This window comes from Paenibacillus sp. RC334 (genome assembly GCF_030034735.1).
In the GTDB taxonomy this organism is placed as follows: domain Bacteria; phylum Bacillota; class Bacilli; order Paenibacillales; family Paenibacillaceae; genus Paenibacillus; species Paenibacillus terrae_A.
Window position 1 is genome coordinate 3202851 of the sequence record NZ_CP125370.1, and the last position, 15707, is coordinate 3218557.

General features: G+C 50.7%; 15 protein-coding genes and 2 pseudogenes. 8 read left to right on the plus strand and 9 right to left on the minus strand.

The genetic code is table 11. The annotated features are described in order from the left end of the window. Nucleotides 1-202 precede the first annotated feature (202 nt). Nucleotides 203-1120, plus strand: coding sequence for a LysR family transcriptional regulator (locus tag QMK20_RS14580; RefSeq protein WP_014282033.1), 918 nt, complete (start codon nucleotides 203-205; stop codon nucleotides 1118-1120). Nucleotides 1121-1459: 339 nt separating this feature from the next. Here QMK20_RS14580 and QMK20_RS14585 read toward each other — a convergent pair whose 3' ends face one another. The 5 genes and pseudogenes from QMK20_RS14585 to QMK20_RS14610 all read right to left on the minus strand — a co-directional run bounded on the left by QMK20_RS14585 (nucleotide 1460) and on the right by QMK20_RS14610 (nucleotide 4714). Beyond that, nucleotides 1460-1600: a hypothetical protein gene (locus QMK20_RS14585; protein ID WP_162833909.1), complete on the minus strand. Its 141-nt coding sequence runs from the start codon at nucleotides 1598-1600 to the stop codon at nucleotides 1460-1462. A gap of 114 nt (nucleotides 1601-1714) precedes the next feature. Beyond that, nucleotides 1715-1888, minus strand: coding sequence for a hypothetical protein (locus QMK20_RS14590; RefSeq protein WP_283652197.1), 174 nt, complete (start codon nucleotides 1886-1888; stop codon nucleotides 1715-1717). A gap of 38 nt (nucleotides 1889-1926) precedes the next feature. Beyond that, on the minus strand, nucleotides 1927-2346 hold the full coding sequence (locus QMK20_RS14595; RefSeq protein ID WP_283652198.1) for a hypothetical protein: 420 nt from the start codon (nucleotides 2344-2346) through the stop codon (nucleotides 1927-1929). 234 nt (nucleotides 2347-2580) lie between these two features. Beyond that, nucleotides 2581-3863, minus strand: a pseudogene (locus QMK20_RS14600) (helix-turn-helix domain-containing protein). 32 nt (nucleotides 3864-3895) lie between these two features. After that, nucleotides 3896-4714, minus strand: a complete 819-nt coding sequence (locus QMK20_RS14610; RefSeq protein WP_283652201.1) for a carbon-nitrogen family hydrolase — start codon at nucleotides 4712-4714, stop codon at nucleotides 3896-3898. A gap of 176 nt (nucleotides 4715-4890) precedes the next feature. Here QMK20_RS14610 and QMK20_RS14615 point away from each other — a divergent pair, with 176 nt between their 5' ends. The 7 genes and pseudogenes from QMK20_RS14615 to QMK20_RS14645 all read left to right on the plus strand — a co-directional run bounded on the left by QMK20_RS14615 (nucleotide 4891) and on the right by QMK20_RS14645 (nucleotide 12253). Then, nucleotides 4891-6072, plus strand: a complete 1182-nt coding sequence (locus tag QMK20_RS14615; RefSeq protein WP_283656285.1) for a pyridoxal phosphate-dependent aminotransferase — start codon at nucleotides 4891-4893, stop codon at nucleotides 6070-6072. Nucleotides 6073-6403: 331 nt separating this feature from the next. Next, nucleotides 6404-7504, plus strand: a complete 1101-nt coding sequence (proB, locus tag QMK20_RS14620; protein WP_283652202.1) for a glutamate 5-kinase — start codon at nucleotides 6404-6406, stop codon at nucleotides 7502-7504. 18 nt (nucleotides 7505-7522) lie between these two features. After that, nucleotides 7523-8814 (plus strand): annotated as a pseudogene (locus QMK20_RS14625) (glutamate-5-semialdehyde dehydrogenase). Between the two features lie 39 nt (nucleotides 8815-8853). Beyond that, complete coding sequence (gene proC / locus QMK20_RS14630) at nucleotides 8854-9720, plus strand: pyrroline-5-carboxylate reductase (RefSeq protein WP_283652203.1); 867 nt, start codon at nucleotides 8854-8856, stop codon at nucleotides 9718-9720. Beyond that, nucleotides 9717-10928 carry a 2,3-diketo-5-methylthiopentyl-1-phosphate enolase gene (locus QMK20_RS14635; RefSeq protein WP_283652204.1) on the plus strand — a complete coding sequence of 404 codons (1212 nt, stop codon included), beginning with the start codon at nucleotides 9717-9719 and terminating at the stop codon, nucleotides 10926-10928. The genes proC and QMK20_RS14635 overlap by 4 nt, the downstream gene beginning before the upstream one ends. After that, complete coding sequence (locus tag QMK20_RS14640) at nucleotides 10925-11602, plus strand: 2-hydroxy-3-keto-5-methylthiopentenyl-1-phosphate phosphatase (RefSeq protein WP_283652205.1); 678 nt, start codon at nucleotides 10925-10927, stop codon at nucleotides 11600-11602. Before QMK20_RS14635 ends, QMK20_RS14640 begins: the two co-directional genes overlap by 4 nt. After that, nucleotides 11603-12253 (plus strand): methylthioribulose 1-phosphate dehydratase, encoded by a 651-nt coding sequence (locus QMK20_RS14645; protein WP_283652206.1) that lies wholly within the window; start codon nucleotides 11603-11605, stop codon nucleotides 12251-12253. It abuts the gene before it with no gap. Between the two features lie 176 nt (nucleotides 12254-12429). On the opposite strand, the gene thiE is transcribed toward QMK20_RS14645, so the two are convergent. From thiE to QMK20_RS14665, 4 genes are all read right to left on the minus strand, one after another. Then, complete coding sequence (gene thiE, locus QMK20_RS14650) at nucleotides 12430-13080, minus strand: thiamine phosphate synthase (RefSeq protein WP_283652207.1); 651 nt, start codon at nucleotides 13078-13080, stop codon at nucleotides 12430-12432. Then, a complete protein-coding gene (gene thiD / locus QMK20_RS14655; RefSeq protein WP_283652208.1) occupies nucleotides 13067-13936 on the minus strand; it encodes a bifunctional hydroxymethylpyrimidine kinase/phosphomethylpyrimidine kinase in 870 nt (289 codons plus the stop codon). Before thiD ends, thiE begins: the two co-directional genes overlap by 14 nt. 363 nt (nucleotides 13937-14299) lie before the next feature. Beyond that, the gene (locus tag QMK20_RS14660; RefSeq protein ID WP_283652209.1) at nucleotides 14300-14911 is read right to left on the minus strand and encodes a flavin reductase family protein; all 612 of its coding nucleotides are present in this window, start codon (nucleotides 14909-14911) and stop codon (nucleotides 14300-14302) included. 12 nt (nucleotides 14912-14923) lie between these two features. Next, nucleotides 14924-15706 (minus strand): hypothetical protein, encoded by a 783-nt coding sequence (locus tag QMK20_RS14665; protein ID WP_283652210.1) that lies wholly within the window; start codon nucleotides 15704-15706, stop codon nucleotides 14924-14926. Nucleotide 15707: the final 1 nt, after the last annotated feature.

Consider the following 15707-nt stretch of genomic DNA (forward strand, 5'->3'; position numbering starts at 1 on the left):
CCATGTCAAACAGAATTAAATACCATAATTTAAAAAATCAAAGATAAAAGTAAACATAGGGATTTTTCAGCTTGTGAACACATGGAGTTCATTTGGGATTGGGATTTTGATCTAAATATTGTATAATAAGCACATGGTGTAATAGATAAATCTTATAAGCCGACAACCATTATAAAAGTGTATAAAAGGGGTCTATAACTCGATGGAATTCAGACAGCTTCAATACACCCTGCAAATTGCAGCGGAAAAAAACTTCTCACGCGCAGCGGAAAAGCTGCACATTGCCCAGCCTTCCCTGAGCCAGCAATTGTCCAAACTGGAAAAAGAGCTTGGGGTGCTGTTATTTCAACGCAATACAAGTGCGGTGGAATTAACGCATGCAGGAGCAAGCTTTGTGGAAAAAGCGAAAAAGATCGTCGACGCCGTTGAGCAACTCCGACAGGAAATGGACGATATTTCTCAGTTGCGTAAAGGGAAGGTTGTCGTTGGCAGTATGCCTATCACGGGTTCCCATTTGCTGCCGCATGTGCTGCCTGTGTTTAAGAAAGCTCACCCTGACATTGAAATTGTTTTGGTCGAGGATTCATCCATGAATCTGGAGAAAAAAACAGCCAGCGGCGATACCGACCTCAGCCTGCTTTCTCTCCCATTGGTAGAACCGACACTTTCCTATGTGCCCATCGGTGAAGAATGGATTGATCTTGCTGTTCCCCCGGGTCACCCGCTGGCTCTGCGCAAAAACGGCGACCAGCCGCAGCCTGTGCATCTGGAAGAGCTGAAAGACGAACCTTTTGTCGTCCTGAAAAAAGGGCAAGGCTTCCGCAAGCTGACGATGGACTTGTGCCATCAAGCGGGCTTTGAGCCGAATGTGGTGTTTGAAAGCACCAATATGGAAACCCTCCAATCGCTCGTAGCAACAGGGATGGGGGTAACACTCGTACCTCGTTTTATCGCCCGGGCTGCCAGTAGCGAATTTGTTCCGGCATTGCTGCCACTGGCTGAACCGACGCCAAGCCGCACGCTGGCTATTGCATATCGGAATGGACGTTATTTGTCCAAAGCCGCCGAGGCTTTTATTGAAACTTTCCGTGAAACGGTCAAACAGCTTTCCGAAAAGTAGTCTCACGTAAAAAGACCGTCTTCCTCCCCAGCCAAAGCCAGAGAAGAAGACGGTCCTGGGGCTACACCCCTATACATTCCAAATTTAATGTTCAGTTCCATTAGGTTCGATTACAATGTTGCTATGCTGCTCCACCTGGTTTCAACGAACCTTATTTCAAGTTCACTTGAATTCCATGTCAGCCTCGCCTGATTACCTTACACTTGCTCGGAAACTCCACTTTATCCACCCCGCATCACTTCTTTCCTTAAGGTCTCATGCCCTGGTTTCCCAAGAATGTCCTACCTCAGTTCCAATGTGCTGTGTGATCCCAAAGTGTCTGTCCTCGCCTTGTAGTGATCAGGGTCGCCCTGAATCTGGTGGACTTTTATCCTGATCATAGCCCATTTCGTGATTATTGCCGACAACCTGCCTATTTAAGCCTCTCGGCCGTGACAGGCCATCCCTATTCGCCAGTTCGGATCTACTTTGGTTATCCATCGTTATCAACCTCCTGGTGTCGGGATACTATTATAATACACCTATGGGCTGTATCTGAAACAGGAACGCTAATATTTTTTTATCAGGAAGAACCAAACGCTTGCTGTACGTCCGCTATAATGTTTCCTGCTGTAACTTGGAGAGTTGGGAAGAGAAAACATCCTTTTGTATGGTTACCTTAAACGTGTCGCCATTGCTTTTCGTTACACTCGAATAGTCGGCCAAGAAGGGCGAGAACCCTACACCAAATACCAGCAGTACCCCGATTGTAGTCAAAAATCCTTTCATCGTTCATAGCCCCTTTTTTATCATCTATGTTCAATGGGTCAGGCTGTGATCAAACCCATATAGATCAGCTCGGATGGATTAGCCGGATTGCTGCCCAGGCCGACCGTATCACCTGTACGTGGAATTTGCAGCTTGGATACGAGCGTTTCCAGTGTCTTTTGGTATCTGTTGCCGTTGGCTTCCGTCACGTCCAGCATGAGTACCACAATCGGGTCAAAATTCACGAGCTTCCCGGTATCTGTCACGGAAATGACAACCGCAGTCGCCGCCATCGCCAAGCCTCCGTTAGCTGCGATTTGAGCCTGCTTTGCCGAGTTTAGACTTTGATGGATCTGCTCACGATGCTCTTTGGGTACAAAACCCTTCATAAACAATCCCGACAAGCCTTTATTCATCAATTGATCTGCTTGCTCCAAAGCATCCTTTTGTTTTTTCTTTTTACCGAAAAAGTTCATCATGTGGTTGCACCTCGTTTTTTGTATTGTCGATCCTTATGTATTCAGTATATGAGGCCCTATCCGGCATCACAATACGTTTTGGCGCATACAAACAAACCGGAAAAACAGGAGCTTTAACCTGTATTTTTCCGGTTGATTTTTGAACAATGGACGTTTTACACAAAACTTTGCGCGATTTGAAGCATTCTTTCGCTCGATCAGCCAACTGTTTTGTGAAAAATGAGTGATTTCAGACTATTTTTTGCGTAGAAGATAGACCAATTTCCGATAATACGCCGAGGATTCCTTATAGCGACGACTGTCCTCGGATACGACTGCGAGCGTTTCATACAATTGTTCAAGCCGACCCGGATGCTGTAAAGCTTCAAAATAAGGCAAGCATTGCAGCGCATGCGTCCAAAAAGCGTCCCGATCTCCTTTCGCAAGCGCCAACTGACTTTCATAAAAATAAAGCCCCATCTGCTGATCCGTCGTCAGGCTTGTTTGGAGCAGTTGATCCAAATGCTGTGACAGCAGTCCCCAGTTTTTACGGGTAAACGCAATTTCGCAGCGATACACCAGCGTCACGGGCCGCATCAGTTGCTGCATTTCCTCCCGTTCCCGGCTAACCAGCGCTTCAAAACGCGCCACTTCCTCTAAGGCCTTATCCAGCTCGTTAATCGACGTCAGCATAATAATCCGGTTGTTCAAAATGGTTGTAAGCATATCTGCCGCATTTTCCAAATAGGCCAGATTGGCTTCCGCCATAGACAGCGTTAACAACGCTTCCTGTACGGAACCCATAGCAAAACAATACCCGCTGTAAGCCACATATAGGCCCGTCAAACGGTGAAAAAGACGATCATCATACACCCTTCTCATCGTCTGCTCGAATACCTGCTTCGCCTGATCAAATTGTTTGACCTGAATGCAGGCTTCCATCGTTATATTTTGTGCGTTCAGCCAGTTTTCCGTGCCCTCTTCTACCAGAAGACTCAGCTGTGTAACGTTATTAAGTACATCATGATAATGATTTTTGGATCGGAAATACTGGATTTTATAAAATAAAATTGCTTTTTTCAGCGGCGCTGGCAGCTCCACCTCATCCGAACGCCCAAACTTCTCCAAATAAAAATTCAAATAGGACTGGTGCAAATATTCATAAGCCGTCGGATCATTTAACTGCTGAAAATAGACTGCCTTCATCAAGTAGGCTGTCATCTCCACCACAAGCGAGTCGTTGCGATATCCTCCAACTGATCCACAAAGCTTTCCGTAGCGGGATTAGCCAGCTTGGACAACTCCGTAAAAATCATATCCGCTGTAGCCAGCGTCTGCTCATCCTCTGCGGCTGCACGCAACAGGTAGGACGGTCTTACTCCCAGACGCTCAGCAATTTGCTCCGCCAAATCCTCTGCCAACGGATAACGATCTGCCAAAATATTCGCAAAATGTGCCGGGGTCACCAGCCCGTCCACCAGCTCCTTGCGGGACAAGTTTTTCTTTTTACACAAAAATTCAATTCGTTCCTTGAGCATGGACGTTTCCTTTCTGATTAAAGGTTGCCAAATTACAGATCATACAGAGAAGGACGACGGTCCTCGAATACTGGAATACGCCCACGTACGTCCTGCACCAAGGCTGACTCAATCGTTCCTGTGATGATGCCCTCCTGCTCCCCGCCCTCGGCAATAATTTCCCCCCACGGATCAATAATGAGGGAATGCCCGAAGAAATCCGAATCCCCGCTGCGACCTACCCGGTTACAGGCGATGACGTACATTTGATTTTCAATAGCCCGTGCAGTCAGCAACGTGCGCCAGTGATGAAGACGGGGATGTGGCCATTCCGCAGGTACGATAAGCAGATTTGCGCCAGACAGGGCCAGACTGCGCGCTAGCTCGGGAAAGCGGATGTCGTAGCAGATCGACGCACCCGCCTGAATCCCTCCATCCAGCGTGAATAAAACCTTTTCCTCGCCAGGCTGCAAATATTTTTCTTCATCCATAAGGCGGAACAAATGAATCTTGGAATATGAAGCAACCTCTGCGCCTGTCCGATCAAAAACGAGCATCGTATTGTACACATGACCGTCGCTTTTCTTCTCCGCTATAGATCCGGCTACCACGTTCACCTGATGAGTAGCAGCGAATGCCGATATCCATTCCCGGGTTTCCGCTCCTTCCTGATCCGCCAGCTCATGAATGCGATCCAGCGCATACCCCGTGTTCCACATTTCCGGCAGTACAATCAGGTCCGGCTTCAATTTGGCTGTCACCGCTTGTTCCATTAACGAACGAATATGACTGCGGTTTTCCGGTGGATTGCCCAGCTCAATATGAGCTTGTATGAGTGCAACATTGAACGGCTGAGCTTCATGATATGTCAAAATCGTTCATCCTCCCTGTGAACCGGAGCTTCCGGTGAGCGCTTGTCCGGCATTTTCTCCCATCATAGCCCGACCAGCCTCTACCACGCAACCGCATAGGTTTAATCCCCTCTATACAACTTGGTTAAATCGTGATAAATTAATCCTCAAACTATTCCAAAAGGTCGTGTGAAATGATGAGTAATTTTTCCATTCCCTCCGCTGATGTGATGAAGCAGTTACCGACTCAATTTTTTGCCTCACTCGTACAAAATGTAAATCGTGAAATTGCGGAAGGGCATGATGTCATTAATCTTGGACAGGGGAACCCGGATACACCTACCCCACCTCATATTGTAAAAGCCTTGCAGGAATCAGCGGATAACCCGCTGTATCATAAATATTCGCCTTTTCGCGGTTACGGCTTTCTCAAGGAAGCCGTTGCCCAGCGCTATCAGGAGGATTACGGCGTAACACTTGACCCGGAAACCGAGGTCGCCATCCTGTTTGGCGGAAAAACAGGCTTGGTGCAGCTACCGCAAGTCTTACTCAATCCCGGTGATGTGTGTCTCGTTCCAGATCCCGGCTACCCGGATTACTGGTCTGGCGTAGCCCTGGCTAAAGCGGAAATGTCCTTTCTCCCATTAAAGGAAGAGAACCGTTTTCTGCCCGATTATGAGGCTATTTCCGAGGAAGGCCGCCGTCGCGCCAAGCTGATGTTCCTCAATTATCCGAATAATCCGACCTCGGCCACCGCGCCTCTTTCCTTCTATGAGGAAACGGTTGAATTTGCGAAGCGTAACGGCATTGTGGTGGCCAGTGATTTTGCCTATGGCGCTATCGGCTTTGACGGCGAACGTCCGGTGAGCTTCCTTCAGGCCGAGGGGGCCAAGGACGTAGGGATTGAGTTTTATACCCTGTCCAAAACGTACAATATGGCGGGCTGGCGCGTCGGTTTCGCGCTCGGTAATGCCGAAATCATCTCGATGATTAATCTGCTTCAGGATCATATTTATGTAAGCCTGTTTGGCGGCATTCAGGCAGCGGCGGCCACTGCTCTCACGTCCTCGCAGGACTGCGTGGGCGAGCTGGTTGCACGCTATGAATCGCGCCGCAACGCTTTTTATGATGCGCTTGGGCAAATTGGCTGGAAGGCGACGCGTCCAAGCGGCTCCTTTTTTAGCTGGTTGCCCGTGCCGCAGGGCTATACCTCAGCTTCCTTTGCCGATCTGCTGCTGCGGGAAGCCAAGGTGGCTGTCGCTCCAGGGATCGGCTTCGGTAACGGCGGCGAAGGATATGTGCGGGCGGGGCTGTTAAGCTCGGAAGCTCGACTGACCGAGGCGGTTGAACGAATTGGCAAGCTGAACCTGTTTGGTTAAGCCGTATTTTCCAGCTACAACTTCTTTGCCAAACCCGACCTTTTCATGGTATTCTGTTACCAATATCATTAAGCGCGTTGAAGGGACTATTAAGAGAGAATCGTCCTGTTCAGAGAGTAAATTCCGATAGGCTGCAAGAATTTACCTGGACCCTCTCCCAACTCCTATCCCCGAGCGCCCTGCGCAGTCAGGCGGTTCCTGCCGTTAACAGGTTTCAAGTGGGATGATCATGAATCATCAATGAAGGTGGTACCGCGGAAGCACAAACTTTCGTCCTTTGTATACAAAGGATGAAAGTTTTTTTGTATATTAAATTAAGGAAGTGGACGTCTTGTCAACACGAATAGTCATTAAAATCGGAAGCAGCTCCTTAACCGGAGTCGAGGGGGGCTTGAATCGGGAAGCCATTGCTTATTTTGCCCGCGAAATCGCTGGACTTCGTTCGAAAGGCCATGAAGTGCTGCTGGTCACATCAGGGGCAGTCGCCGCCGGGTTTCGGGAGATCGGGTACCCGTTTCGCCCCAAGCTGCTGCATGAGAAACAAGCGGCAGCAGCCGTAGGTCAGGCGCTGCTTATGCAAGCCTATCAACAGGCTTTTAGGGATTTTGGCTTGGTGAGCGCGCAGATCCTGCTGACACGCAGTGACTTTTTGAGCCGCAAACGGATGAACAATGCTGGAATGACCGTAGAAGAACTGCTGCGCCAGCAGGTCATTCCGATTTTTAACGAAAATGATACTGTGTCGATTGACGAATTGAAATTTGGTGATAACGATATGCTGTCTGCACTGGTCGCCAATCTGGTCAAAGCACAGCATTTGATCATTATCACAGATACCGATGGCGTATATACGGCAGACCCGCGCAAGCATCCGAACGCCGTACGTTTTGAACGCATCGACGAGATTACCGAGGAAATTTATGCATTGGCTGGAGGTTCCGGGTCAGCCGTAGGGACTGGCGGCATGCGATCCAAGATCGAAGCAGCCAAAGTCGCCACACGCGGTGGTGTACCTGTGTTTGTGGGACGCGTCAACGCAGACGGCGATCTGGATGCCGCCGTGGAGGGACATGGGCCGGGGACTTATTTTGACACCCACCTCTCTTCCCTGCCGATGAAAAAACAATGGCTTGGCTTCATGTCGACGCCGCTCGGTACGGTGCATGTAGATCAGGGAGCCGAGGAAGCGCTGGTGAACGGTGGTCATAGCCTGCTTCCCGTTGGCGTACGGCGTGTGGAAGGCAGCTTTCATGCCGGAGATGTCGTTGAGGTGCTGGGGCCGGAACATAAGGTGCTGGGGCGCGGCGTTGTCAATTATGACGATGGACAGCTTCGAAGCGTACAAGGATTACCAAGCGGCGAGATTGTGGGCAAGATCGGCCCCATTCACCGCCTTGAGGTGATTCACAGGGATGAATGGATTACATTATAAATGCGGGGAGGCCGTAACATGAGTGAATTAACGACGAACACAGCCACAACAGATGAAAGCCAGTTCAGTGAAGTACGCACCAAAGCGACTCTGGCCAAAAAAAGCGCCGGGGTCATGAACCGACTGACGGCAGTACAAAAAATGAAGCGCTGCTCGCCATGGCTGAAGCACTGGTAAATCATACGGAAGAGCTGATTGCAGCGAACAAAAACGACTTGAAGCGCGGACGGGAACTGGGAACGTCGGAATCACTGCTCGACCGCCTCAAGCTGACCGAGGACCGTATCGGGGCCATCGCCGAAGGCTTACGCCAAATTGTGGAGCTGCCTGATCCGGTCGGTGACATGCTGGAGCATATCGAACGTCCAAACGGTCTGCGTATTGAGAAAATACGTGTGCCGCTAGGTGTCATCGGCATCATCTATGAAGCGCGTCCTAATGTGACGGTAGATGCTGCGGGCCTGTGTCTGAAAACAGGAAATCCGGTTGTGCTTCGTGGTGGCTCGGCTGCCCTGTTTTCCAACCGCAAAATCATTGAAGTTCTCCAACAGGCGTTGGACACAACTGCTGTACCGCGCGATGCGCTTCAGCTCATTGAAGATTCAGATCGTGCCTCTGTCAACGAAATGCTCACGCTGAACGGTTTGCTGGATGTGATCATTCCACGCGGCGGGCGCTCGCTTATTCAAAATGTTGTTCAAAATTCCACTGTGCCTGTTATTGAAACCGGAGCTGGCGTGTGCCACACCTATTTGGATGCTACGGCAGATACACAGATGGCTGAGGCGATTACGCTGAACGCCAAGGTGCAAAGACCGTCGGTATGTAACTCCATGGAAACACTGCTCGTTCACTCGGATTATGCACAAGCACACTTGACGAGTTTGGCAGAACGTTTTCGTGAGGCCGGGGTTGAGCTGCGCGGCTGCGCACGGACACGGGAACTGGCTCCCTGGGCTGTTCCAGCCACGGAAGAGGATTATGGCACCGAGTATAATGATTACATTATGAACATCAAGGTAGTAGACAATTTGGACGAAGTGCTGGAGCATATTGCCCGGTACGGTACGATGCACTCGGAGTGTATTGTGACCACAGATAAAGCCCATGCCGAACGTTTTCTGCAAGAAGTGGACGCGGCAGCCGTGTATCACAATGCCTCCACCCGCTTCACGGATGGCTTTGAGTTTGGATTTGGTGCCGAGATCGGGATCAGTACACAAAAATTACATGCCCGCGGTCCAATGGGACTGCCTGCGCTGACTTCAACCAAATATCGTGTGTACGGTACTGGACAAATCAGGGAATAATATCATTTATCAATCCGTATCCTTGGAGGTTATGAAACCATGTGTGAATCACAAACAAAGGCTTTAATTCAAGAGCAAATTACGTTTTTCGGAGCAGGCTCGATGGCAGAGGCTATTATCCGCGGGATGATGGCCCGTTCCGTTGTCAAACGTGGCGGGATTACGGTCATCAACCGCAGCAATCAGGCACGCCTGGAGGAACTTCAACAGCAATATGGGGTGTTGTTCCAAACCGAGGATGCCGCCAAAATCGATCTGCTGCGCCGTTCTCCCGTGATTGTGCTTGCCATGAAGCCCAAGGATGCTGCACAAGCCCTTGGACAGCTCGGTCCGCTCCTGTCAGATGGGCAGTTGATCATTTCGGTGATCGCTGGACTATCCATTCGTACGATGCAGACGTTGCTTGGCCGCAAGCAGCCCATCGCCCGGACGATGCCGAACACATCCAGTTCGATTGGACTGGGAGCAACAGGCATCAGCTTTTCCAAGGAGATTAGTGAAGACCAGCGTAAAAACGTACTTACGATATTCGAATCTGTAGGTACGGTAACGGTCATAGAAGAAGAGAAAATGGATGTTTTGACCGGGATTTCCGGAAGCGGCCCTGCCTATGTCTACTACTTGATGGAAGCCATGATTGCTGGGGGAATCCGTGGTGGCTTGACTCCTGAGCAAGCGCACGAACTGACAGTGCAAACGGCACTTGGAGCGGCACGCATGGTACAACAAACCGGGGAGGAGCCTTCTGCCCTGCGCCACAAAATCATGTCGCCCAACGGCTCGACGGTAGCCGCGTTGGAAAGGCTGGACAAAGGCGATTTCTACGAAACGGTCATTGCGGCGGTACAACGTTGTGCTGAACGATCCCGTGAGATGGGAGCTGTACTAAAGGAGGGAATTGAATGAGCTATTGCTTGGCGACCTACCGGGTATACGATGACAAAGCCGACTTTAACACAAAGGCCCAATCCATTGCCATCGGCATGACGGTGGGCAGCTGGACCGAGCTTCCCCAAGCCAAGCGGGACGCAATGCAAAAGCATCTCGGCTCAGTTCAAGCTGTGGACGTTCACGATGGAGGGCCTGGTGAACGATATGCCGACCTGACCATTGCTTACCCGGATGTGAATTTCAGCCGGGACATTCCTGCACTGCTGGTGACGGTCTTCGGCAAAATTTCGATGGACGGCCGTATCAAGCTGACGAAGCTGGGCTTCTCGGAAGCATTCCGTTCTGCTTTTCCGGGGCCGAAATTTGGCATCAGCGGCTTGCGTGAGCAGCTCGGGGTATATGACCGTCCACTATTAATGAGCATTTTCAAGTCGGTGATTGGCCTTAATCTGGACGAGCTGAGAGAGCAGTTTACCCGACAAGCCCTGGGCGGCGTCGATCTGATCAAGGACGACGAGATTTTGTTTGAAAATGCGCTGACGCCGATTGAAAAACGCGTCGAAGCCTGCATCAAAGCCGCCGAAGCGGCTGAGCGTGAAACCGGTAAAAAGCTGCTATATGCAGCTAATTTAACTGGACCAACCTCGCAGCTCAAAGCGCAAGCCCTCAAGGCCATCGACGCAGGCGCAAATGCCCTGCTGTTCAACGTGCTGGCCTATGGCTATGATGTGCTGCATGAACTAAGCAGCGATCCCGCTATCTCGGTGCCGATTGCAGCCCACCCTTCGTTGGCGGGTGCTGCTTATCCGTCACCGCATTATGGTATTTCGGCGTCGGTGCTGCTCGGTCAGCTCATGCGACTGGCAGGAGCCGACCTCGTGCTCTTCCCTTCTCCTTACGGCTCGGTTACGATGCCGCGTGAGGAAAACATGGCGATCCGCGATGAGCTGATCACCCCTGAGCTGCCGCTAAAGGCCAGCATGCCTGTGCCATCCGCAGGGATTCACCCCGGCCTGGTGCCGTTAATTGTGCGTGATTTTGGCACAGATGTTGTCGTTAACGCCGGGGGCGGCATTCACGGCCATCCGCTCGGCACCGAAGCAGGCGGACGCGCCTTTGTGCAGGCGATTGAAGCTGTGCATCAGGCTGTGCCGCTGGCGGAATACGCCCGCACGCACCCCGAACTGCAATCCGCGCTCGACACGTGGGGAGGTGAACGATGAGTACAGCGAAGAAGCCCGTCATTTTTTGCGATTTTGACGGGACGATTACGAACAGCGACAATATTGTCGCCATTATGAAGCATTTTCAGCCTGCGGGCTGTGAGGCCATCATGCATGATATCGTGAACGGACAGACGTCCATTCGTGAAGGCGTGGGTGCGATGTTCGCTCTGATGCCCTCGACGCAAAAAGATGAAATCATCTCTTATGTACTTGGACAAGCTGGTATACGCGAGGGCTTTGCCCGTTTTTTGGACTATGTACGGGAACAGGATATTGAATTTTTTGTCACCAGCGGTGGTATTGATTTCTTTATTGATCCACTGCTGAAGCCTTTCGACATTCCACAGGATCACGTTTACTGCAATGGAGCCGATTTTTCCGGCGATCATATTGAAATTACGTGGCCTCATCCCTGTCAGGAGTCGTGTACAAACGATTGCGGTATGTGCAAAACAACTGTAATTCGTCAGTACCCTGCCGAACAGTACGAACGAATTTTGATCGGGGACAGCCTGACGGATTTTGAAGGAGCCAAAATTGCTGACCTCGTGTACTCCCGTTCGCACCTGACTTTAAAGTGTCAGGAGCTGGGCGTACCACATGTGCCCTTTGAAACATTTGACGACATTATTAAGGATTTAAAGCAAAAACAGGAGCAAGGGGTGCTGTAAATGAGCTATAGCTTGGCAGACATTACGTTGGAAGAAAAACGCCGCGCACTGGAAGAACTCGCTGATGTCAAGGAGCTATTCGCATCTCGCAACTGGTTCCCCGGCACGAGCGGCAATTTGTCGATACGGATCGGGGATTTTCATCCTGAACAATTTTATTTTGCAGTTACTGCCAGCGGCAAGGATAAAACCAAGCGGACACCGGAAGATTTTCTGTTCGTGGACCAGCACGGAAAAGCGGCAGAAGCCACAAGCCTCAAGCCGAGCGCCGAAACGCTGATTCATTGCGAAATTTACCGTCTGACAGGCTGCGGAGCCGTTTTCCATGTGCATACGGTGTTCAACAATCTGATTTCCGAATATTACGGGGAACAAGGCTCTGTACCTGTGCAAGGCATTGAACTCATTAAGGCTTTTAACATTTGGGAGGAAAATGCTTCGATTGACATTCCTGTGCTGCCGAATTACGCGGATATTGCTTCGATTGCCAAGCTGGTGCCGGGTGTGCTGAATGATCAGGTGCCGGGAATTTTGCTGCGTAACCACGGCATTTATGCGTGGGGGCGTGATGTGTTTGAGGCTAAAAAGCATCTGGAGGCGTTTGAATTTTTGTTTGAAGCGACGTACCGCTCCTTGCTGCTAAGACCTTAGTTATGAAGAGCGACTTGCTACATGCGCGCCTGCTTTAATTATAAAGTGTAAATTGAATGCGGAGAACGTAGCCCCAGCGAAAGCAGGGGAGCGTTCTCTTTTTTAAATACAAAGGCAGCCTTGGACGTGTATATAACGTCCCGGACTGCCTTTGTATCATTATTGAACCCATTTGATCATTTCAGGATGCTTCTCAGACTTTGTGCAGCCTCACGGGGGGCTTCTGCCCATGAGATGGCTGAAATGACCGCTATGCCATCTGCTCCTGCCTGTAGGACGTTTGTTGCGTTGTCCACCGTAATGCCGCCAATGCCAACCAACGGAAGGCTTGCACCACCGGTACGTAGCCTGCGGACCAGCTCCGGTCCCTGCACAGGATGTGCATCCGGCTTGGAACGAGTCGGGAACATCGGCCCTGCACCCGCATAATCAGCGCCAGCGCGTACCGCCTGCTCCGCTTCCGTTAGGCTGTGTACCGATACGCCGATGATTTTGTTGCCCATTCGAGAGCGCACGCGGTCTGCAGGCTCGTCTTCTTGTCCAAGATGGACGCCATCTGCATTCACAGCCAAGGCAAGCTCGACATCATCATTGACGAGAAATGGAACGTCATACTGATGGCACAGCCTCCGGGCGGCTTGAGCGAACTCATGCAAGCGACTTCCCGTTAGACAGTCCGCACCCTTTTCACGCAATTGAAAAAGGGTCACACCTCCCTGCAACGCTTCCTCCAAAACCACCAGCGGGTCACGGCCGCAATTCACACTCCCCATGACCAAATAAAGATGCAGATGCTCCCGCATACGCCCTATTTCAATTCTTGGCATCGCTTCGCTCCTCCCTCATTGCCCTGCTCCACACAGACGCTTCCTCTCCTGTCCAGCGTGCGTTCCATGCCCAATGGTTCGTCGGTCCATGCCCACTGCCGATACCCAAGCCCTGCTCAATCGCCGCCTGTATAAAAGCCTTGGCCGTCTGTGCCGCCTGGGGTACACTTCGTCCTGCCGCCAATCCAGCCGCCAGCGCTGCCGAAAAGGTACAGCCCGTTCCATGGGTATGCGGGGTATGAATTCTTGGTCCGTCCAGTTCGATAAAATCGCGCCCGTCGAACAACAAATCCACGGACCGTTCCTCTTCCGCGCTATGCCCTCCCTTGATGATTACGTAGCTGGTTCCCAAATCAGCCAGCATTCGAGCCGCTTCCTTCGCATCCTCACGACTGGAGAGGGTTAAGCCTGTCAACGCCTCTGTTTCCGGGAAATTCGGGGTGACTACCTTCGCCAACGGCAACAAATACGATTTTAGCGTTTCCACTGCCTCATCTTGAAGTAGAGAAGTTCCGCCCTTAGCGATCATTACCGGGTCTACGACAACATTAGGCCATCGGAACTGGCGAATTTGCGCGGCTACCTGACGAATGACCTCAGCCCCTACGAGCATACCCGTTTTAACGGCATCAGGCGATAAATCCGTACCTATGGACTGTAATTGAGCCTCTACCATGGCAACAGGGACAGGATGAACAGCTTGTACACCGCGTGTATTTTGAGCAGTAACTCCCGTCAGGGCAGACATGCCGTACACGCCCAGCTCCTGAAAGGTTTTTAAATCAGCCTGTATGCCTGCACCCCCTCCGCTGTCCGAGCCTGCAATGGTCAATGCTTTGTACACCGTATGGGTCATAGTTGTGGCCCCCTGACAACGTCTTGCCGCTTCCAATTCTGCCGCTCATCCTGAATCTGATTTTTGGTATAAAGTAAAATGAATTTCAATATCAAGCGAACCCTGCTCCTTTGATGACAGGAGCCTGCGCTTCTTTCCAGCCGAGAGCTATGGTTTTCAGCATGCACATGCTCAAGTGTATAAAACAACAAAAAAAACACTATGCAAAAGCAGAGTGTTCCTACACTAAGGTCCCTGCGCTGGCATTATCCAACAGGTTCATACGGTCTACGACAGATTAGTCGTACTCTCAGCTTGCTTCCGCAGGCTCCCGTGCTATTTTTTTATAATCGTAACCCTTTATGCTGTAAAAAGCAACGTCCCCTATTGGGGACGCTCCAGCCTGAATTGCTCTCCCAGCTTTGCATAATCATTTCCGGCCAAACGACTCACCGGACGCAGCTCCTTGGCGATTATGTATGTATTTTGATACGCTTCCTCGGACAAATGATACTGCACCAAGCGCCCGATCAGCAGATCGCAGGCAGGTGCGCCCTCTGTGCCCCCCAGCGGTATCGCCTGCTCCAGGACACATTCCATGCGTATTTTCGCTTCAGCCACACCGGGAACCGCGATTTTTGTACTTTTCACCGACGTAAGTCCGGCCAGTGTGATTTCACTTTCCTCCGGCGACAGACGGGAAGCCGTCACATTCACCGCACCCACATTGTCCTCATCCGTTATATGTACGACAAAGGCTTTTTGCTCCATCGCATTACGTGCTGTATCCTTGGACACCCCATCGACACGTTGTACAGACACAGACAACAGCGGCGGCTCGGAAGCTACGATGGAAAAATAACTGAACGGCGCACCATTAAGTACCCCTTCACTGCTCAGTGTCGTCACAAAGGCTACTGGTCTTGGGATAATGCTTCCGGTTAACAGCTTATAATTTTCACGCCCTGTAAGTGTATCAGGATTTAGTGATATCATTGTTTTCCCCTCCTATTTTTCAATTACATTTCCCTGATTATCGCGCAAGGTAACCGTAATCCCTTCGGGTACAGCAATCGTAACGTCGAGCTGATGCTGGGGCTGCATATAACGTGTCGGGATTTGGCTCAGTAGCACATACAGCGTATCTCCGATATGCTTTGTCTGATACAGCTCCTGTCCTTTTGATTCATCCTCGTTGCCTGTATAGACATAACTTCCGAACACATGCACCTCTGGTGAGGTAGTTGCGTCAATTTTGACCGCATAGGGATTCTCACCCTGCACGATCACCTTGGTCACTCCGGCAGGCAATTTTTCATGCCAATCAGGAAGGACCCTTGTTTCCTGAACCGAGCTCATCATATCCCTGACTTGCGAAGTAAGTCCCAGTGAACTGACCAAAGCAAATCCGATACAACAAAAAACCAGGACTGCTGTAATAAACATACTGAACAAATCATAACGGATGCGCTCACGTGTCCCTTTCCACGCCGTATACATTAAAATTTCGAGTCCCAGCAAAACAAAAACGACAGGCCACCACGTCAACGCCTGATCCAATATGCCCGCTCCCCAAAACTTGGAGGCAAACGTTACTCCTCCCAACAAGACCAGAAAAAGTCCCATCGACAGTCTTCCGACCTTCCAAACCCCTGCCGGGGCGTTTGGTGTTTTGGAGGAGCTGCTATTGTTGGTTGATGTACCCAATATACCTGTAGAGCCTCCTGTATCGCTATGAGGATGATGGACTCCCTTAAAGGGAGCCTCACTCTTTGAAAACTCAGTATCCATC

Bases quoted from the DNA above. Each gene is read 5' to 3' on its own strand.
- QMK20_RS14580 (WP_014282033.1), top strand. From the start codon at position 203: ATGGAATTCAGACAGCTTCAATACACCCTGCAAATTGCAGCGGAAAAA.
- QMK20_RS14585 (WP_162833909.1), bottom strand. From the start codon at position 1,600: ATGGATAACCAAAGTAGATCCGAACTGGCGAATAGGGATGGCCTGTCA.
- QMK20_RS14590 (WP_283652197.1), bottom strand. From the start codon at position 1,888: ATGAAAGGATTTTTGACTACAATCGGGGTACTGCTGGTATTTGGTGTA.
- QMK20_RS14595 (WP_283652198.1), bottom strand. From the start codon at position 2,346: ATGATGAACTTTTTCGGTAAAAAGAAAAAACAAAAGGATGCTTTGGAG.
- QMK20_RS14615 (WP_283656285.1), top strand. From the start codon at position 4,891: ATGAGTAATTTTTCCATTCCCTCCGCTGATGTGATGAAGCAGTTACCG.
- proC (WP_283652203.1), top strand. From the start codon at position 8,854: ATGTGTGAATCACAAACAAAGGCTTTAATTCAAGAGCAAATTACGTTT.
- QMK20_RS14635 (WP_283652204.1), top strand. From the start codon at position 9,717: ATGAGCTATTGCTTGGCGACCTACCGGGTATACGATGACAAAGCCGAC.
- QMK20_RS14640 (WP_283652205.1), top strand. From the start codon at position 10,925: ATGAGTACAGCGAAGAAGCCCGTCATTTTTTGCGATTTTGACGGGACG.
- QMK20_RS14645 (WP_283652206.1), top strand. From the start codon at position 11,603: ATGAGCTATAGCTTGGCAGACATTACGTTGGAAGAAAAACGCCGCGCA.
- thiE (WP_283652207.1), bottom strand. From the start codon at position 13,080: ATGCCAAGAATTGAAATAGGGCGTATGCGGGAGCATCTGCATCTTTAT.
- thiD (WP_283652208.1), bottom strand. From the start codon at position 13,936: ATGACCCATACGGTGTACAAAGCATTGACCATTGCAGGCTCGGACAGC.
- QMK20_RS14660 (WP_283652209.1), bottom strand. From the start codon at position 14,911: ATGATATCACTAAATCCTGATACACTTACAGGGCGTGAAAATTATAAG.
- QMK20_RS14665 (WP_283652210.1), bottom strand. From the start codon at position 15,706: ATGGATACTGAGTTTTCAAAGAGTGAGGCTCCCTTTAAGGGAGTCCAT.